The sequence below is a fragment of the Actinoplanes sp. NPDC020271 genome, assembly GCF_044388125.1.
Taxonomy (GTDB): domain Bacteria; phylum Actinomycetota; class Actinomycetes; order Mycobacteriales; family Micromonosporaceae; genus Actinoplanes.
Genome location: NZ_JBIRWQ010000057.1, coordinates 1 through 17,158 on the forward strand (window position 1 = coordinate 1; position 17,158 = coordinate 17,158).

General features: G+C 74.0%; 1 protein-coding gene. It reads left to right on the forward strand.

Annotated elements, in window-relative coordinates:
* Positions 1-16: 16 nt before the first annotated feature.
* The coding region (locus ACH442_RS47155) for an amino acid adenylation domain-containing protein (RefSeq protein WP_396344759.1) at positions 17-17,158 on the forward strand (17,142 nt) is incomplete at its 3' end.

Sequence of the window (17,158 nt, forward strand, 5' to 3'; positions counted from 1 at the left end):
TGCTGCGTTCGCTGAGGTGCTGGGTGTGGAGTCGGTCGGTGTCGATGATGACTTCTTCCAGTTGGGTGGGCATTCGCTGCTGGCGGTGCGGCTGGCGTCGCGCATCCGAACACTGCTCGACGCCGAACTGCCGGTACGCATGCTGTTCGAGACGCCGACCGTCGCCGGGCTGGCCGCCCGGCTGCCCGCCGCGGGTTCCGCCCGCCGCCGGCTGCGTGCCGCGGACCGTCCGGAGCGCATCCCGCTGTCGTACGCCCAGCGCCGCATCTGGTTCCTCGACCAGTTGGAGGGTCCCAACGCGACGTACAACATCACGGTTCCGCTGCGGCTGACCGGGTCGCTGCACACCGGCGCCCTCGACACCGCCCTGCGCGACGTGATCGCCCGCCACGAGGCGCTGCGCACCGTCTTCCCGAGCGAGGCGGGCGAGCCCTACCAGCGCATTCTCGAGCCCGCTGACCTGCGCTGGCAGCTGCTGGTGCGCCGGGTCGAGGAGCACGAGCTGGCCGACGCGGTCCAGGAGGTGTCGCGGCACGCGTTCGACCTGTCCGCGGAGGCGCCGATCCGGGGCTGGCTCTTCGAGACCGGTGCCGCCGAGCACGTGCTGGTCCTCGTGGTGCACCACATCGCCGGCGACGGCTGGTCGATGGCGCCCCTGGCGCGGGACCTGTCCACCGCGTACGCGGCCCGGGTGCGCAGTGACGTCCCGGCGTGGCAACCGCTGTCTGTCCAGTACGCGGACTACGCGCTGTGGCAGCGCGAGGCGCTCAGCGAGGAGCAGGTCTCGGCGCAGGTCGAATACTGGCGGCAGGCCCTGGCCGGTGCGCCCGAGGAACTGATCCTGCCCGCGGACCGGCCCCGACCGGCGGTGGCGAGTCACCGGGGACACCGCGTGGCGGTGCGGACGACGGCCGAGACTCACCAGCGGATGGTGGAGCTGGGCCGTGCCGAGAGCGCGACGCTGTTCATGGTGTTGCAGGCCGCACTGGCGGTGACACTGTCCCGGCTCGGCGCCGGCGCCGACATCCCGATCGGCACCGTGGTCGCCGGGCGCACCGACGAGGCCCTGGACGACCTGGTCGGTTTCTTCGTCAACACCCTGGTCATCCGTACGGACCTCGCCGGCGACCCGGAGTTCCGTACGGTGCTCGCCCGGGTCCGCGAGACCGCCCTCGACGCGATGGCCCACCAGGACGTGCCGTTCGAACGGCTGGTCGAGGAACTCGCCCCGGAGCGGTCGCTGGTCCGGCACCCGCTGTTCCAGGTGACGCTCTCGGTCCAGAACAACGACCGCCCGGCCCTGCACCTGCCCGGGGCGGATGTGGCCGCCCCGCGGTGGGAGGCTCGCGAGGGCACGTCGAAGTTCGACCTGGAGGTCTCGTTCACCGAGATCTTCGACGAGCAGGGCCGGCCGGCCGGCCTGCGCGGTGTGCTGATCGCGGCGGTCGACCTGTTCGACGAGGAGACCGCCACGACGCTGGTACGGCGGCTGGAACGGGTTCTGGCGGCGGTGGCGGCCGAGCCCGACGCTCGGGTCCGTACCGTCGAGGTGCTCGACGCCGTCGAGCGTGACCTGGTGCTGCACGGGTGGAACGACACCGCGGCCGGCGCGCCGCAGTACACGGTCCCGGAACTCTTCGCCGCCCGGGCACGGCAGCACCCGGACGCGACGGCGGTGGTGTGCGACGGCACCCGGGTCTCGTACGCCGAGCTGGACGCGGCAGCGGAGCGGGTTGCCCGAGCGCTGGTGGCACGCGGCGTCGGCGCGGAGTCGGTGGTCGGGCTGCGGCTGCCCCGGGGCATCGACCTGGTGACGGCGATCGTGGGGGTGTGGAAGGCCGGGGCGGCGTACCTGCCGATCGACCAGGCCCTGCCGGCCGAGCGGATCGCCCTGATGCTGAGGGACGCCGGTGTGCGGGTGTCGGTGACCGATCTTCAGGAGCTGGGTGAGCACCCCGAGGTGTCCCTCCCGGTCGTGTTCCGCCCGGCGGCGCTGGCGTACGTGATCTACACGTCCGGCTCGACGGGGTTGCCGAAGGGCGTGGGCGTCTCGCACGGCTCACTGGCGAACATGGCGCGGGTGTTCGGCCCGATGGCGGGCGTGGACACCGGGGTCGGCGTCCTGCAGTTCGCGTCGTTCAGCTTCGACGCCTCCCTGCACGACCTGGCCGTGACCCTGTCGTACGGCGGTTCGCTGGTGATCGCCGACGAGGCGCGGCGGGCGGACCCCGAGCGGCTGTCCGAACTGCCCGGGGTTCAGGTGGCGAACGTGGTGCCATCGCTGCTGAGCGCCTTGGAACCGGCCGGCCTGGCGCCGGTCCGCACCCTGCTGGTCGGTGCGGAGGCGATCAGCGAGGCCGTCGCCCGCGAGTGGTCCGCCGGCCGCCGGTTGGTGAACAGCTACGGCCCGACCGAGACGACGGTGAAGGTGGCGGCGGGCGACGTCGACCCGGCCCGCCCCGGCCCGGTGCCGTTCGGCCGCCCGATCACCAACATCCGGACTTACGTGCTGGATGACGGCCTGTCCCCGGTGCCGCCCGGCGTCACCGGCGAGCTGTACGTCGCGGGTGCCGGCGTGGCGCGCGGCTACGTGGGCCGTCCCGGGCTGACCGGTGAACGGTTCGTCGCGTGCCCGTTCGGGGCCGGTGAGCGGATGTACCGCACCGGTGACCTGGTCCGGTGGACCACGGACGGGCAACTGGTGTTCGCCGGCCGGGCGGACGAGCAGGTCAAGATCCGTGGTTTCCGGATCGAGCCGGGTGAGGTGCGCGCCGTGGTGGAGGCGCATCCCGCGGTGGTCCGGGCCGCGGTGGTGGTGCGCGACGACCGGCTGGTCGCCTACGTGGTGGCCGACGGCGCCGTCGAGGACCTGCGGGAGTTCGCCGGCCGGCGGCTGCCCGACTACATGGTCCCGGCCGCGGTCGTGGTCCTCGACGAGTTGCCGCTGACCGCGAGCGGCAAGCTGGATCGTGGGGCGCTGCCGGAGCCCGGGTACACCGCGGGCGCCGGACGGGCGCCGGCCACGGTCCGCGAGGAGATCCTGTGCGCGGCCTTCGCCGAGGTGCTGGGCCGCGAGACGGTCGGTGTCGACGACGACTTCTTCGCCCTCGGCGGCCATTCGCTGCTGGCGGTGCGCCTGGTGGCCGTGCTGCGCGGGCACGGGGTCACCGTGCCGGTCCGGGCGCTGTTCCGGACGCCGACCCCGGCCGGACTGGCCGCGGTGGCCGGCGCCGGCACGGTGGCGGTCCCGGAGAACCTGATTCCGGACGGCGCCACGCGGATCACGCCGGAGATGCTGCCGCTCGCGGACCTGTCGCAGGCCGAGATCGACCGGATCGTGGAGGCGGTGCCGGGCGGTGCGGCGAACGTCGCCGACGTCTACCCGCTCGCGCCGTTGCAGGAGGGCATGCTCTTCCACCACCTGCTGGCCGGCGACGGTACGGACGTCTACGTCACCGAACAGGTACTGGAGTTCGACTCCCGGGCCCGGCTGGATACCTTCGCCGCGGCGCTGCACCAGGTGGTGAGCCGGCACGACATCTACCGCACCGCGGTGTTCTGGGCGGGCCTGCGGGAACCCGTGCAGGTGGTGTGCCGGCAGGCCGACCTGCCGGTGACAGAGCACGTGCTGGAGCCGGGCGGCACGGTGGAGGCGCTCGTCGCCCGGGCCGGCACGACCATGGACATCGGACGGGCGCCACTGCTGGACGTGCACGTGGCGGCGGCCGGCGACGGCCGGTGGTGGGCTGTCGTCCGCGCGCATCACATGGTCCAGGACCACCTGGGCCTCGAGGTCCTGGTGCGGGAACTGCGGTCGGTGCTGGCCGGCCGGGGTGACCGGCTGGAGGCGGCGTCGCCGTTCCGCGCCTTCGTCGCGCAGACGCGGTCCGGGGTGTCGCGCGCCGAGCACGAGCGGTTCTTCGCCGAGCTGCTGGGTGACGTCACCGAGCCGACGGCGCCGCTCGGCGTGCTGGCGGTCCGCGGCGACGGCACGGACATCGCCTCTGCGGTGGTCACCGTCGAGCCCGCGCTGGTGGAGCGGCTGCGCCAGGCCGCGCGGCGCCTGGGCGTGAGCACGGCGACGGTGGCGCACGTGGCGTGGGCGCGGCTGCTGGCCTCGCTCTCCGGGCGCGACGACGTGGTGTTCGGCACGGTGCTGTTCGGCCGGATGAACGCCGGCGCGGACGCCGACCGGGTGGTCGGCCCGCTGATCAACACGCTGCCGGTGCGGGTGCGCACCGCCGGAGTGGGGGTCCGCGAGGCCGTGCACGGCATGCGTAACCAGCTCGCGGCCCTGCTCGAGCACGAGCACGCGCCGCTCGCGCTGGCACAGCAGGCGGCGGGCATCGGGGACGGCGCGCCGCTGTTCACCTCGCTGCTGAACTACCGGCACGCGGGCGCCGGGCCGCGGACGGCGCCCGGCCCGGAACCGGCGGCGACCGGCATCCGCACCCTGCTCACCCGGGAACGGATCAACTACCCCCTGGGTGTGTCGGTCAACGACTGGGGTACGGACGGGATGAGCCTCAGCGTGCAGGTGATCCGCCCGATCGACCCGGAGTGGATCGGGCAGCTGCTGCACACCACCCTGGACAACCTCGTCGGCGCGCTGGACGGTACCCCGGACGCCGCGCTGCTGGGTCTCGACGTCCTCGGCACGCCGGAACTCGAGCGGATCACCGGCGCCGGCGAGGACGCCGATGACCGTCTCCGGACAGTGCTCGGACTGTTCGCCGGCCGGGCCGACTCCCGGCCCGATGCTCCCGCGGTGCTCTCCGGCGACGCCACGCTGTCGTACCGGGACCTGGACGCGCGGGCGAACCGCCTCGCGCACCACCTGAGCGACCTGGGCGCCGGCCCGGGCCGGACCGTCGCGGTGGTGGCGGAGCGGGGCGTGGACGCGGTCACCGCGCTGCTCGCCACCTGGAAGGCCGGCGCCGCGTGCGTGCCGGTCGACCCCGCCAACCCGGCCGCCCGTATCGGGCACATCCTGGCCGCGGCGGACGTGTCGGCGCTCCTGACCACCGGCGGCGTCCGGGACCTGATCGCCGAGGCCCTCGCCGGTTCCGCGGCCACACTGCCGGTGGTCACCCTGGACGACCCGGCCACCCGGTCGGCGCTCGCCACCCTCCCGGACACCGTGGTCCCCGCCCACCCCCGGCCGGACGAGCTCGCGTACGTCATCTTCACGTCCGGGTCGACCGGCCTGCCCAAGGGCGTCGCGGTGACACACGGCTCCCTGGCCAACCTGGCGGTCGCCCAGATCGATCGGTTCGCGGTCGGCGACGACGCCCGGGTGCTGCAGTTCGCCTCCCTCGGCTTCGACGCCGCCCTGTCCGAGGTCGTCATGGCCTGGTGCTCCGGTGCCGCCCTGGTGGTCGCGGAGTCCGGCGAACTCGCGCCGGGCGGCGGGCTGGCCGAGTTGCTGCACCGCCACCGGGTCACCCACGTGACCCTGCCGCCCGCCGTCCTGTCGGTGCTGGAGGACGGCGATCTCGCCCCGGTACGGACGCTGATCTCGGCGGGCGAGGCCCTCGACGCCGGCCACGTCGGCAGGTGGGCGCCGGGCCGCAGGCTGATCAACGCGTACGGGCCGACCGAGGTGGCGGTATGCGCGTCGATGTCGGGGCCGCTCGCCGCCGGCGACGAGCCCGTGATCGGTGGCCCGATCGCCGGCTCCCGGCTGTTCGTGCTGGACCCGGGCCTGCGCCCGGTGCCGGACGGGGTGACCGGCGAGCTGTACGTCGCCGGCGCCGGCGTGGCCCGCGGCTACGCCGGCCGACCCGGGCTGACCGCCGAACGCTTCGTGGCCTGCCCGTTCGCGGCCGGGCAGCGGATGTACCGGACCGGTGACCTGGTGCGTCGCACGCACGGCGGTGACCTGGTCTTCGGCGGGCGTGCCGACAGCCAGGTCAAGGTCCGTGGCTTCCGGATCGAACCCGGCGAGATCGAAGCCGTGCTGGCGGCACACCCGGAGGTCGCGCAGGCCGCCGTCCTGGCCCGCGAGGACGTGCCCGGCGACAAGCGGCTCGTGGCGTACGTCGTCCCCGCCACCGCCGGCGCGGTCATCGACACGGCCGAACTGCGAGGGTTCGCCGCCCGTCGGCTGCCGGCCCACATGGTCCCGGCCGCGGTGGTGCCGTTGCCGGAGTTCCCGCTGACGGTGAACAAGAAGCTGGACCGGGCGGCGCTGCCCGCGCCCGAGGTCGCGGCCGAGGCGGGCCGGGGTCCGGTCACGGTGCGGGAGCAACTGCTCTGTGCCGCGTTCGCCCAGGTGCTGGGCCGTGACACGGTCGGTGTGGACGACGACTTCTTCCGGCTGGGCGGCCACTCCCTGCTGGCGGTGCGACTGGTGTCGCGGATCCGTACGACGCTCGGCGTGGAACTGTCCCTCCGGTCGCTCTTCGACACCCCCACAGTGGCCGGACTCGCGGGCCGGCTGGCCGATGGCACGGAGCGGCGCCGCCCGCCGCTGACCGCCGCGGCCCGCCCGGACCGGATCCCGCTGTCGTTCGCGCAACGGCGGCTGTGGTTCCTGCACCAGTTGGACGGTCCCAGCCCCACTTACAACTTGAGCACCGCGTTCCGGCTGGGCGACGACGTGGACGTGCCCGCCCTGAACGCCGCGTTGCGCGACGTGATAGCCCGGCACGAGCCCCTGCGTACGATCTTCCCCGCCCGGGGAGGTGAGCCGTACCAGCGGATCCTCGACTCGGCTGCCCTCGATTGGGAGCTGACGGTGCTGCCGGTGGAGCCCGATGGCGCCCCGGCTGCCGCCGCCGAGGCCGCGCGGCACGCGTTCGACCTGTCGGCCGAGGTGCCGATCCGGGCGTGGCTGCTCTCCCCGGATTCCGGCGAGCGGGTGCTGCTGCTGGTGGTGCATCACATCGCCGGTGACGGCTGGTCCATGGCTCCGCTCGGGCGCGACGTGTCACGGGCGTACGCGGCGCGGCGCCGTGGCGCCGCCCCGGACTGGGAGCCGTTGCCGGTGCAGTACGCCGACTACACCCTGTGGCAGCGCGACCTGCTCGGCGCCGAGGACGACCCGGACAGCCCGTTCGCCACCCAGATCGGCTACTGGCGGCGGGCGCTGGACGGCGCGCCGGAGGAGCTGGCCCTGCCGGTGACCCGGCCCCGCCCGCCGGTGAGCGGCCACCTCGGTCATCGGGTGCCGCTCGACCTGCCGGCCGACCTGCACGAGCGGCTGGCCGGGCTGGCTCGGTCCGAGGGCGTGACGCTGTTCATGGTGGTGCAGGCCGTGCTGGCGGTGACGTTGTCGCGGCTGGGTGCGGGTGTCGACATTCCGATCGGCTCGGCGGTGGCCGGGCGTACCGATGAGGCGTTGAACGATCTGGTCGGGTTTTTCGTCAACACGCTGGTGATTCGTACGGATCTGGCGGGTGACCCGGATTTCCGGCAGGTTCTGGCCCGGGTCCGGGAGACGTCGCTGGAGGCGATGGCGCACCAGGACGTGCCGTTCGAGCGCATCGTCGAGGAACTGGCGCCGGAACGGTCGCTGTCGCGGCATCCGCTGTTCCAAGTGATGCTGGCCGTGCGTGGCGGCGACGGCGCGGCGCCGGCCGGGGAGGGGCCGGCTGTCGTGCCGGCGCGGTTCGACCTCGAGGTGGCGCTGGAGGAGACCTTCGACGCGGACGGCCGCCCGGCCGGTCTGTGCGGGGCGGTAGTGGGCTCGGCCGACCTGTTCGACCGGGCGGCGGTCGAGGCGATCGCCGGGCGGTGGGCCCGGGTGCTCGGCGCGGTGACGGCCACGCCGGACGCGCGGGTCCACACCATCGACGTGCTGGACCCCGCGGAGCGGACCGCCCTGCGACGCTGGAACGACACGGCGGTCGCGGGTGTGCCGCGGCTGGTGCCGGAGCTGTTCCAGGAGCAGGTGACGCGGGTTCCGGACGCGGTCGCGGTGACGTTCGACGGGGCCGGGCTCTCGTACGCCGAGCTGGACACGGCCTCCGACCGGGTGGCCCGCCACCTGGTGGCGCGGGGGGCCGGCGCGGAGTCGGTCGTAGGCCTGCGGCTGCCCCGCGGCACGGAGCTGGTGACCGCGGTCCTCGGCGTCTGGAAGGCCGGTGCGGCGTACCTGCCGATCGACGCACAGCTGCCGGAGGAGCGGATCCGGTTCATGCTGGCCGACGCCGGGGTGGACGTGGTCCTCACCGGTCTGGACCTGCCGGACCACCCGGACGTCGCGCTCCCGGCACCGCCCGATCCCGCCGGGCTGGCGTACGTCATCTACACCTCGGGCTCGACGGGCACGCCGAAGGGTGTCGCCGTCTCGCACGGGTCGCTGGCGAACCTGGTGTCGGTGTTCGGGCCGGCGACGGGCGTGGACGCGGGTGTCGGGGTGCTGCAGTTCGCGTCGTTCAGCTTCGACGCGTCGGTGCTGGATCTGGCGGTCACACTGGCGTACGGCGGATCGCTGGTGATCGCCGACGAGGCTCGCCGGGCCGAGCCGAGGCGGCTGGCCGAGTTGCCGGTGCGCGTGGCGAGCGTGGTGCCGTCGCTGCTGGGGGTCCTGGACCCGGCGGATCTCGCGTCGGTGGGCACCATGCTCGTCGGCGCCGAGGCGATCAGCGAGACCGCCGCACGGGCCTGGTCGGCCGGCCGTCGATTGGTCAACACGTACGGACCGACCGAGGCCACAGTCATGGTGGCCGCCGGTGACGTCGATCCGGGCCGGGAGGGCGTGGTGCCGTTCGGGCGCCCGATCGCCAACACCCGCCTGTTCGTGGTGGACGAGCGGCTGAACCCGGTCCCGCCCGGTGCGATCGGCGACCTCTACATCGCCGGCGCCGGGCTGGCGCGCGGCTACGTGGCCCGTCCCGGGCTGACCGGTGAGCGGTTCGTGGCGTGCCCGTTCGGCACCGGGGAGCGGATGTACCGCACCGGTGACCGGGCGCGCTGGACCGTCGACGGGCAGCTGGTTTTCGCCGGGCGCGCCGATCAGCAGGTCAAGATCCGCGGGTTCCGGGTGGAGCCCGGTGAGGTCGAGGCGGCCATGCTCGCGCATCCGGCGGTCTCGCAGGCCGCGGTGATCGCCCGGGACGACGTGCTGGTCGCCTACGTGGTGGCCGCTTCCGGCATCGCGGACCTGCCCGGGATGCTGCGCGACCGCCTGCCCGGATACATGGTCCCGTCCGCGGTCGTCATCCTCGACGAGTTGCCGCTGACCGCCAACGGGAAACTGGATCGGGCGGCCCTGCCCGATCCGGAGTCCGGGACGGGTGCCGGCCGGGCGCCGGCCACGGTCCGCGAGGAGATTCTCTGCGCGGCGTTCGCCCAGGTGCTCGGCCGTGCGTCGGTCGGCGCCGACGATGACTTCTTCCGCCTCGGCGGCCACTCACTGCTGGCCGTACGCCTGATCGAATTACTCCGTGAGCGTGGCGTCACCGTGCCGGTGCGTGCCCTGTTCCAGTCGCCGACCCCGGCCGGGCTGGCCGCGGCCGCCGCCGTGGACACCGCGCCGGTGCCGGAGAACCTGATCACCGAGGGTACCGCCAGGATCACCCCGGAAATGCTGCCCCTGGTCGGCCTCTCGCAGGCCGAGATCGACGGCATCGTCGCGGCCGTCCCCGGCGGGGCGGTGAACGTGGCCGACATCTACCCGCTCGCGCCGTTGCAGGAGGGCATGCTCTTCCACCACCTGATGGCCGGGGACGGGGTGGACGTCTACGTCACCGCGCAGGTGCTCGAGTTCGACTCCCGCGAGCGTGTCGACGCCTTCGCCGGGGCCCTGCAGCAGATCGTCGACCGGCACGACATCTACCGCACCGCTGTGCTGTGGGACGGCCTGCGCGAGCCGGTACAGGTGGTGTGCCGCCACGCCGAGCTGCCGGTGGTGGAGCACCGCCTCGACGCCGGCGCGGCGGATCCGGTGGAGCAACTGCTGGCGCTGGCCGGTCCGAGTATGGACGTCGGCCGCGCACCGCTGATGGACCTGCACGTTGCCGCGCGCGGCGACCGCTGGCTGGGCGTGCTGCGGACCCATCACATGCTCGAGGACCACCAGGGCATGGATGTGCTGATCAGCGAGCTGCGGGCGGTGCTCACCGGTGACGCCGCCTCGCTGGCCCCGGCGCTTCCGTTCCGCGACTTCGTGGCGCAGGCCCGCCGGGGCGTGGACCGGGCGGAGCACGAGCGATTCTTCGCCGGGCTGCTCGGTGACGCCACCGAGACGACGGCGCCGTACGGGCTGACGGAGGTCCACGGCGACGGCACCGACGTGGTCACCGGCCTGGTTCCGCTGGACACCGCCGTGGCGGACCGGCTCCGCGGCACCGCCCGGGATCTCGGGGTCACGACGGCGACCCTGCTGCACGTGGCCTGGGCCCGGGTGCTGTCGGTGCTCTCCGGCCGCGACGACGTGGTGTTCGGCACCGTGCTGTTCGGCCGGATGAACGCCGGCGCCGGGGCGGACCGGGTGGTCGGGCCGTTCATCAACACCCTTCCGGTGCGGGTGCGTACCGGCCGGGTGGGTGTGCGGGACGCGGTCGAGCGCATGCGGGCCCAGCTGGCGGCGTTGCTGGAGCACGAGCACGCGCCGCTGGCCGTGGCGCAGCGGGCGGCGGGCCTGGAGGGCGACGCGCCGCTGTTCACGTCACTGTTCAACTACCGGCACAGCGATCCCGGCGCCCGGGCGACCCCGGTGAGCGAGCGGAACATGATCCGGGGCATCCGGCAGTTGCAGGCCCGGGTCCGGAACAGCTACCCGCTGACGGTCTCGGTGAACGACCGGGGTGCCGCCGGTCTGAGTCTGACCGTGCTGGCCACCGGCGGGATCGACGCCGAGGCAGTCGGTGTCCTGGTCCGTACCGCGGTGGAGAACCTGCTCACCGCCCTGACCGGCGATCCCGGCTCCGAGCTGCACGACGTCGCGGTGCTCGACGCCCGCGGTCGTGACCAGGTGGTGGACGGCTGGAACGCGACCGTCGCGCCGGCCGGGGCGAGTGTGCTGGAGTCGTTCGGGCGGCAGCCGGCCGACGCGGTGGCGCTGGTGTCCGGCGGTGCGCGGATCAGCTTCGGCGCGCTGGCGGAGCGGGCGGACCGGGTCGCCCGGTACCTGGTGGCTCAGGGGGCCGGCCCGGACTCCGTGGTCGGCCTGCGGCTGCCGCGGGGTGCGGAGACGGTCACCGCGATCCTGGGGGTGTGGCGGGCGGGCGCCGCCTACCTGCCGATAGACGACGAACTGCCCGCCGGTCGCATCGAGTTCATGCTGGCCGACGCCGGCGCCGGGGTGGTGCTCAGCGACCTCGGCGACCTGCCGGACCACCCGGACGTCACGCTGCCGGAGGCACCGGACCCCGAGCATCTCGCCTATGTGATCTACACGTCCGGTTCGACGGGCGAGCCGAAGGGCGTCGGCGTCACGCACGGCGCGGTGACCAACTACGTGAACGCGGTGTCGGCCCGGCTCGGCTGGACCGGCGCCGGTACGCGATACGCGCTGCTGCAGCCGCAGGTGACCGACCTGGGCAACACGGTGATCTTCGTCAGCCTGGCCACCGGCGGCCAGTTGCACGTCCTGGACGCCGACGCGGTGATGGACGCCGAGGCGGTCGCCGGCTACCTGGCCGAGAACCGGATCGACGCGTTCAAGGCGGTGCCCTCCCATCTGGCGGCGCTGACCGCCGCGGTGGGTGCGGAGCGGCTCCTCCCGGCACGGTCGCTGGTACTCGGCGGTGAGGCCGTCCCGGCCGCGCTGGCCGGTGAACTCCTCGGGGCGGCCGGCGACCGGGAGATCTTCAACCACTACGGGCCGACGGAGACGACGATCGGCGTTGCCACCGCCGCGCTCGGGCCGGGCAGCCCGCTCGGGTCACCGATCGCCAACACCCGCTGCTACGTCCTCGACGACACCCTCGACCCGGTGCCGCCCGGGGTGATCGGCGAGCTGTACGTTGCGGGCGCGGGTCTGGCCCGCGGCTACCTGAACCGGCCGGGACTGACCGCCCACCGGTTCGTGGCCGACCGGTTCGGCTCCGGCGAGCGGATGTACCGCACCGGTGACCTGGCCCGCTGGACCGCCGACGGGCAGCTGGTCTTCGCCGGCCGGGCCGACGAGCAGGTCAAGATCCGTGGCTACCGGATCGAGCCGGCCGAGGTCGAGGTGGTGCTGCGGGCCCACCCGGCCGTCGAGCGGGTGGCGGTGGTCGCCCGTGACGGCGTCCTGGTCGCCTACGTGGTCACCTCGGGTCCGGCCGGTGACCTGCGGGACTTCGCGGGTCGGCGGCTGCCGGAGCACATGGTGCCGTCGGCGGTGGTCGAGCTGCCCGAGCTGCCGCTGACCGCGGCCGGCAAGCTGGACCGCCGGGCCCTGCCGGCCCCCGGGTCGACGGCGATGCGCGTACGCCGGGAGCCCGCCGGCGCCACCGAGGCGGCCCTGTGCACGGTGTTCGCGCAGGTGCTCGGCATCGATGAGGTGGGCGCCGACGACGACTTCTTCGCCCTCGGCGGCCATTCGCTGCTCGCCATCCGGCTGCTGTCGCGCATCCGCGCCACCGTCGGCGCCGAGGTCAAGATCCGTACCCTGTTCGAGGCGCCGAGCCCCGCCCGCCTGGCCGCCCGCCTGGCCGGACCGCAGCCGCGGCTGGTCCGCGGCGCGCTGCGGGCGGTCACCCGCCCGGAGCGGCCGCCGCTCTCCTTCGCCCAGCGGCGGCTCTGGTTCCTCGGCCAGCTGGAGGGTCCCAGCCCGATCTACAACCTCGCCAGCACGATGCGGGTGGGCGCCGACCTCGACGCCGCCGCGCTCGACCTTGCCCTGCGCGATGTGATCACCCGGCACGAGTCGCTGCGTACCGTCTTTCCCGTCGTCGACGGCGAGCCCTACCAGCGCATCCTCGACCCCGCCGAGCTGGACTGGGAGCTGGAGGTGCGCCGGATCGCCGCGGACGAGGTGCCGCGGGCGGCGGCCGAGGCCGCCCGGCACGCGTTCCACCTGGAGCGGGAGATCCCGATCCGGGCCTGCCTGTTCGAGGCGGACAACGGTGATCGGATCCTGACGCTGCTCGTGCACCACATCGCCAGCGACGGCTGGTCGTCCGCGCCGCTGACCCGCGACGTGACCACCGCCTACGCAGCCCGCTCGGCGGGACGGGCGCCGGCCTGGGAGCCGCTGCCGGTGCAGTACGCGGACTACGCCCTCTGGCAGCGTGAGCTGCTGGGCGCCGAGGACGACCCGGACAGCCTGCTCTCCACCCAGGTCGCCTACTGGCGGCGGACGCTGGCCGGTGCGCCGGAGGAACTGGCCCTGCCGATCGACCGTCCCCGGCCCGCGGTGTCGAGCCACCGCGGGCACTCGGTGCCGTTCGTCGTGCCGGCCGAGCTGCACCGGCGGCTCGACGACCTGGCCCGGGCACAGGGCGTCACCATGTTCATGGTGATGCAGGCCGCGCTCTCGGTGCTGCTGTCCAAGGTCGGTGCGGGCACCGACATCCCGATCGGGTCGGCGGTCGCCGGGCGCACCGACGAGGCCATGAACGACATGGTCGGCTTCTTCGTCAACACGCTGGTCATCCGGACCGACCTGACCGGCGGCCCGGATTTCCGGGAGCTTCTCGGCCGGGTGCGCGAGACCACGCTGGGCGCGCTGGAACATCAGGACGTGCCGTTCGAGCGGCTGGTCGAGGAACTGGCGCCGGAACGCTCGCTGGTGCGTCATCCACTCTTCCAGGTGGCGCTGAACGTGCAGCAGGCCGGCCACGGCACGTTCGCGCTGCCGGACGCCGGCGGAACCGCGGAGCCGGGGCGGCTCGCGGAGGTGGCGGCACGATTCGACCTCGACCTGCCGGTGCGGGAGTTGTTCGACGAGCACGGCCGCCCGGCCGGCCTGCACGGCGTGCTGATCGCCGCCTCCGACCTCTTCGAGGTACGGACCGCGCGTGCCCTCGCCGAGCGGCTGCTCCGGGTCCTGCAGACCGTGGCGGCCGACCCGGACGTGCCGGTGCACGCCATCGACGTGCTCGGCGACGACGAGCGGCAACTGCTGGTGCACGGCTGGAACGACACCGCGGCCGAGTTCGGCGGCGAGACCGTGGTGCGGCTCTTCGAGCGGCGCGCGGCGGCCCACCCGGACACGGCCGCGCTGACCGGTGACAGCGTTCAGTTGACGTACGCGGAGCTGGACGCGCGGGCCGCCGGGCTGGCCGCCGTCCTGCGCGCGGGGGGAGTCGGCCCGGAGTCGGTGGTCGGGGTGTGCCTGCCCCGCGGCATCGACTGGGTGGTGGCGATCCTGGGCATCTGGAAGGCCGGCGGGGCCTACCTGCCGATCGCGCCGGAACTGCCCGCGGACCGGGTGTCGACGATGCTCGCCGACGCCGGGGTGCGCCTGGTCGTCGGCGACGATGCCCTTCCCGGTACGACGGTCGTGCGTCCCGGCGACGTCCTCCCGCACGCCGGCGCCGTGGCCTCCGCGGAGCCGGACCCGCGCGGGCTGGCGTACGTGATCTACACGTCCGGTTCCACCGGTGTGCCGAAGGGCGTCGGTGTCTCGCACGGCTCGCTGGCGAACCTGGTGTCGATCTTCGGCCCGCTGCTGGGTGTGGACACCGGCGTCGGCGTCCTCCAGTTCGCGTCGTTCAGCTTCGACGCCTCGGTGCTGGACATCGCGGTGACGATGGCCCGCGGCGGGACACTGGTGGTCGCCGACGAGGCGCGCCGGGCGGAGCCGCGCCGGCTGGCCGAGTTGCCCGGCGTGGACGTCGCGAGCGTGGTGCCGTCGCTGCTGGGCGTGCTCGACCCGGCCGACCTGGCGCATGTCGGGACGATGGTGGTGGGCTCGGAGGCGGTCAGCGAGCGGATCGCCCGCGACTGGTCCGCCGGCCGCAAGCTGGTGCACGCGTACGGTCCGACCGAGACGACGGTGATCGTCGCCGCCGCCGTGGTGGACCCGGGGGCGCGGGGCTCGGTGCCGCTGGGCGGCCCCCTCGCGAACAACCGCCTGTACGTGCTGGACGACCGGCTCGCCCCGGCGCCGGTAGGTGTGATCGGTGAGCTCTACGTCGCCGGCACCGGTGTGGCCCGGGGATACGTGGGCCGTCCGGGCCTGACCGGCGAACGCTTCGTGGCCTGCCCGTTCGTGGCCGGCGAGCGGATGTACCGCACCGGTGACCTGGCCCGCTGGACCGCCGACGGGCAGCTGGTCTTCGCCGGCCGCTCCGACGAGCAGATCAAGATCCGAGGCTTCCGGGTCGAGCCCGGCGAGGCGCAGGCCGCGCTCGCCGCGCATCCCCAGGTCGCCCAGGTGGCGGTGGTGGTACGTGCGAACACGGCCGGTGAGCAGCAACTCGTCGCGTACGTGGTACCCGCCGGTGACCTCGACGCCGGTGCGCTGCGGCAGTTCGCGGCGGAACGGGTGCCGGAGTACATGGTGCCGTCGGCGGTGGTCGTCCTGCCGGAACTGCCGTTGACCGCGAACGGCAAGCTCGACCGTAGGGCGCTGCCGGCTCCCGAGAACCCGGCCGGGCCGGGCCGGGCCCCGGCGACTCCGCACGAGGAGATCCTCACCGGCGCGTTCGCCGACGTGCTCGGCCGGGAGACGGTCGGCGTCGACGACGACTTCTTCGCCCTCGGCGGCCACTCGCTGCTCGCCGTACGGCTGATGTCGCGGATCCGGACCGTCCTCGGCGTCGACGTGCCGTTGTGGACGCTGTTCGAGGCGCCCACGGTCAGTACCCTGGCCGCTCAGCTGCGTACCGCCGGCGAAGCCCGGGAGCCGCTGCGCGCCCGGGAACGGCCGGAACGGATTCCGCTGTCGTTCGCGCAGCGGCGGCTGTGGTTCCTCAGCCAGCTGGAGGGCCCGAGCCCGACCTACAACATCCCCGTGCCGGTACGGCTTTCCGGTGCGGTCGACAGCGCGGCGCTGAACGCGGCACTGCGCGACGTGCTGGGCCGCCACGAGGCGCTGCGCACCGTTTTCCCGGCAGCCGACGGCGAGCCGTACCAGCACATCCTTCCCCTGGAGGGGCTGGACTGGCGGCTGGAGGTGCGCCGGGTCGAGGTGGACGAAGTGGGGGAGGCCGCACGCGCGGCCTCCCGGTACGCGTTCGACCTGTCGGCTGAGGCGCCGATCCGCGCCTGGCTGTTCGAGACCGGTACGGACGAACGCCTGTTGATGCTGGTGGTGCACCACATCGCCGGCGACGGCTGGTCGATGGCGGCGCTGGGCCGTGACCTCTCCCAGGCGTACGCGGCCCGGCTGGCCGACCGGGAGCCGGCGTGGGAGCCCCTGCCGGTGCAGTACGCCGACTACACCCTGTGGCAGCGTGAGCTGCTCGGCGACGAGTCCGACCCGGGCAGCCGCCAGTCCGCGCAGCTCGACTTCTGGCGGCGCACCCTGGCGGGCGCGCCGGAGGAGCTCGCTCTGCCGGTCGACCGGCCGCGCCCGGCGACCGCGAGCCACCTCGGGCACTGGGCGGCCCTGCGCATCCCCGCCGAGGTGCATCAGCGCCTGGTGGACCTGGCGCGGGCCGAGGGCGTCACGCTGTTCATGGTGATCCAGGCCGCGCTGGCGGTAACGCTGTCGCGGCTCGGAGCCGGGGACGACATCCCGATCGGCTCCCCGGTCGCCGGTCGTGCCGACGAGGCCCTCGACGATCTCGTCGGCTTCTTCCTCAACACCCTGGTGATCCGTACGGACCTTTCCGGCGACCCGCGGTTCCGGGAGCTGCTCGGCCGGGTGCGCGGCGCGAGCCTGGACGCCTTTGCCCACCAGGACGTGCCGTTCGAGCGGCTCGTCGAGGAGTTCGCACCGTCGCGGTCGCTGGCCCGGCACCCGCTCGTCCAGACGGTCCTGACCATGCAGAACACCGGCCGCGCCACCGTGACCCTGCCCGGCGCACGAGCCGGCGCCGCCGGCGGCGCGCTCGGGGGCAGGGGCACCGCCCAGGCCAAGTTCGACCTGTACTTCCCGATCGAGGAGACGTTCGACGCCGGGGGCCGTCCGGCCGGGCTGCGCGGTGGCGTGACCGCGGCCGCCGACCTTTTCGACGAACCGACAGCGGTACGCATCGGCGAGTGGTTCACCCGAGTGCTGTCCGTGGTGTCAGCCGCCCCTGATGTGCGGGTGCATGAGGTGGATTTGTTGTCGTCGGGTGATCGGGAGTTGCTGGGTGGGTGGGCCGGGGTGGTGGGGCCGGTGGGTGTG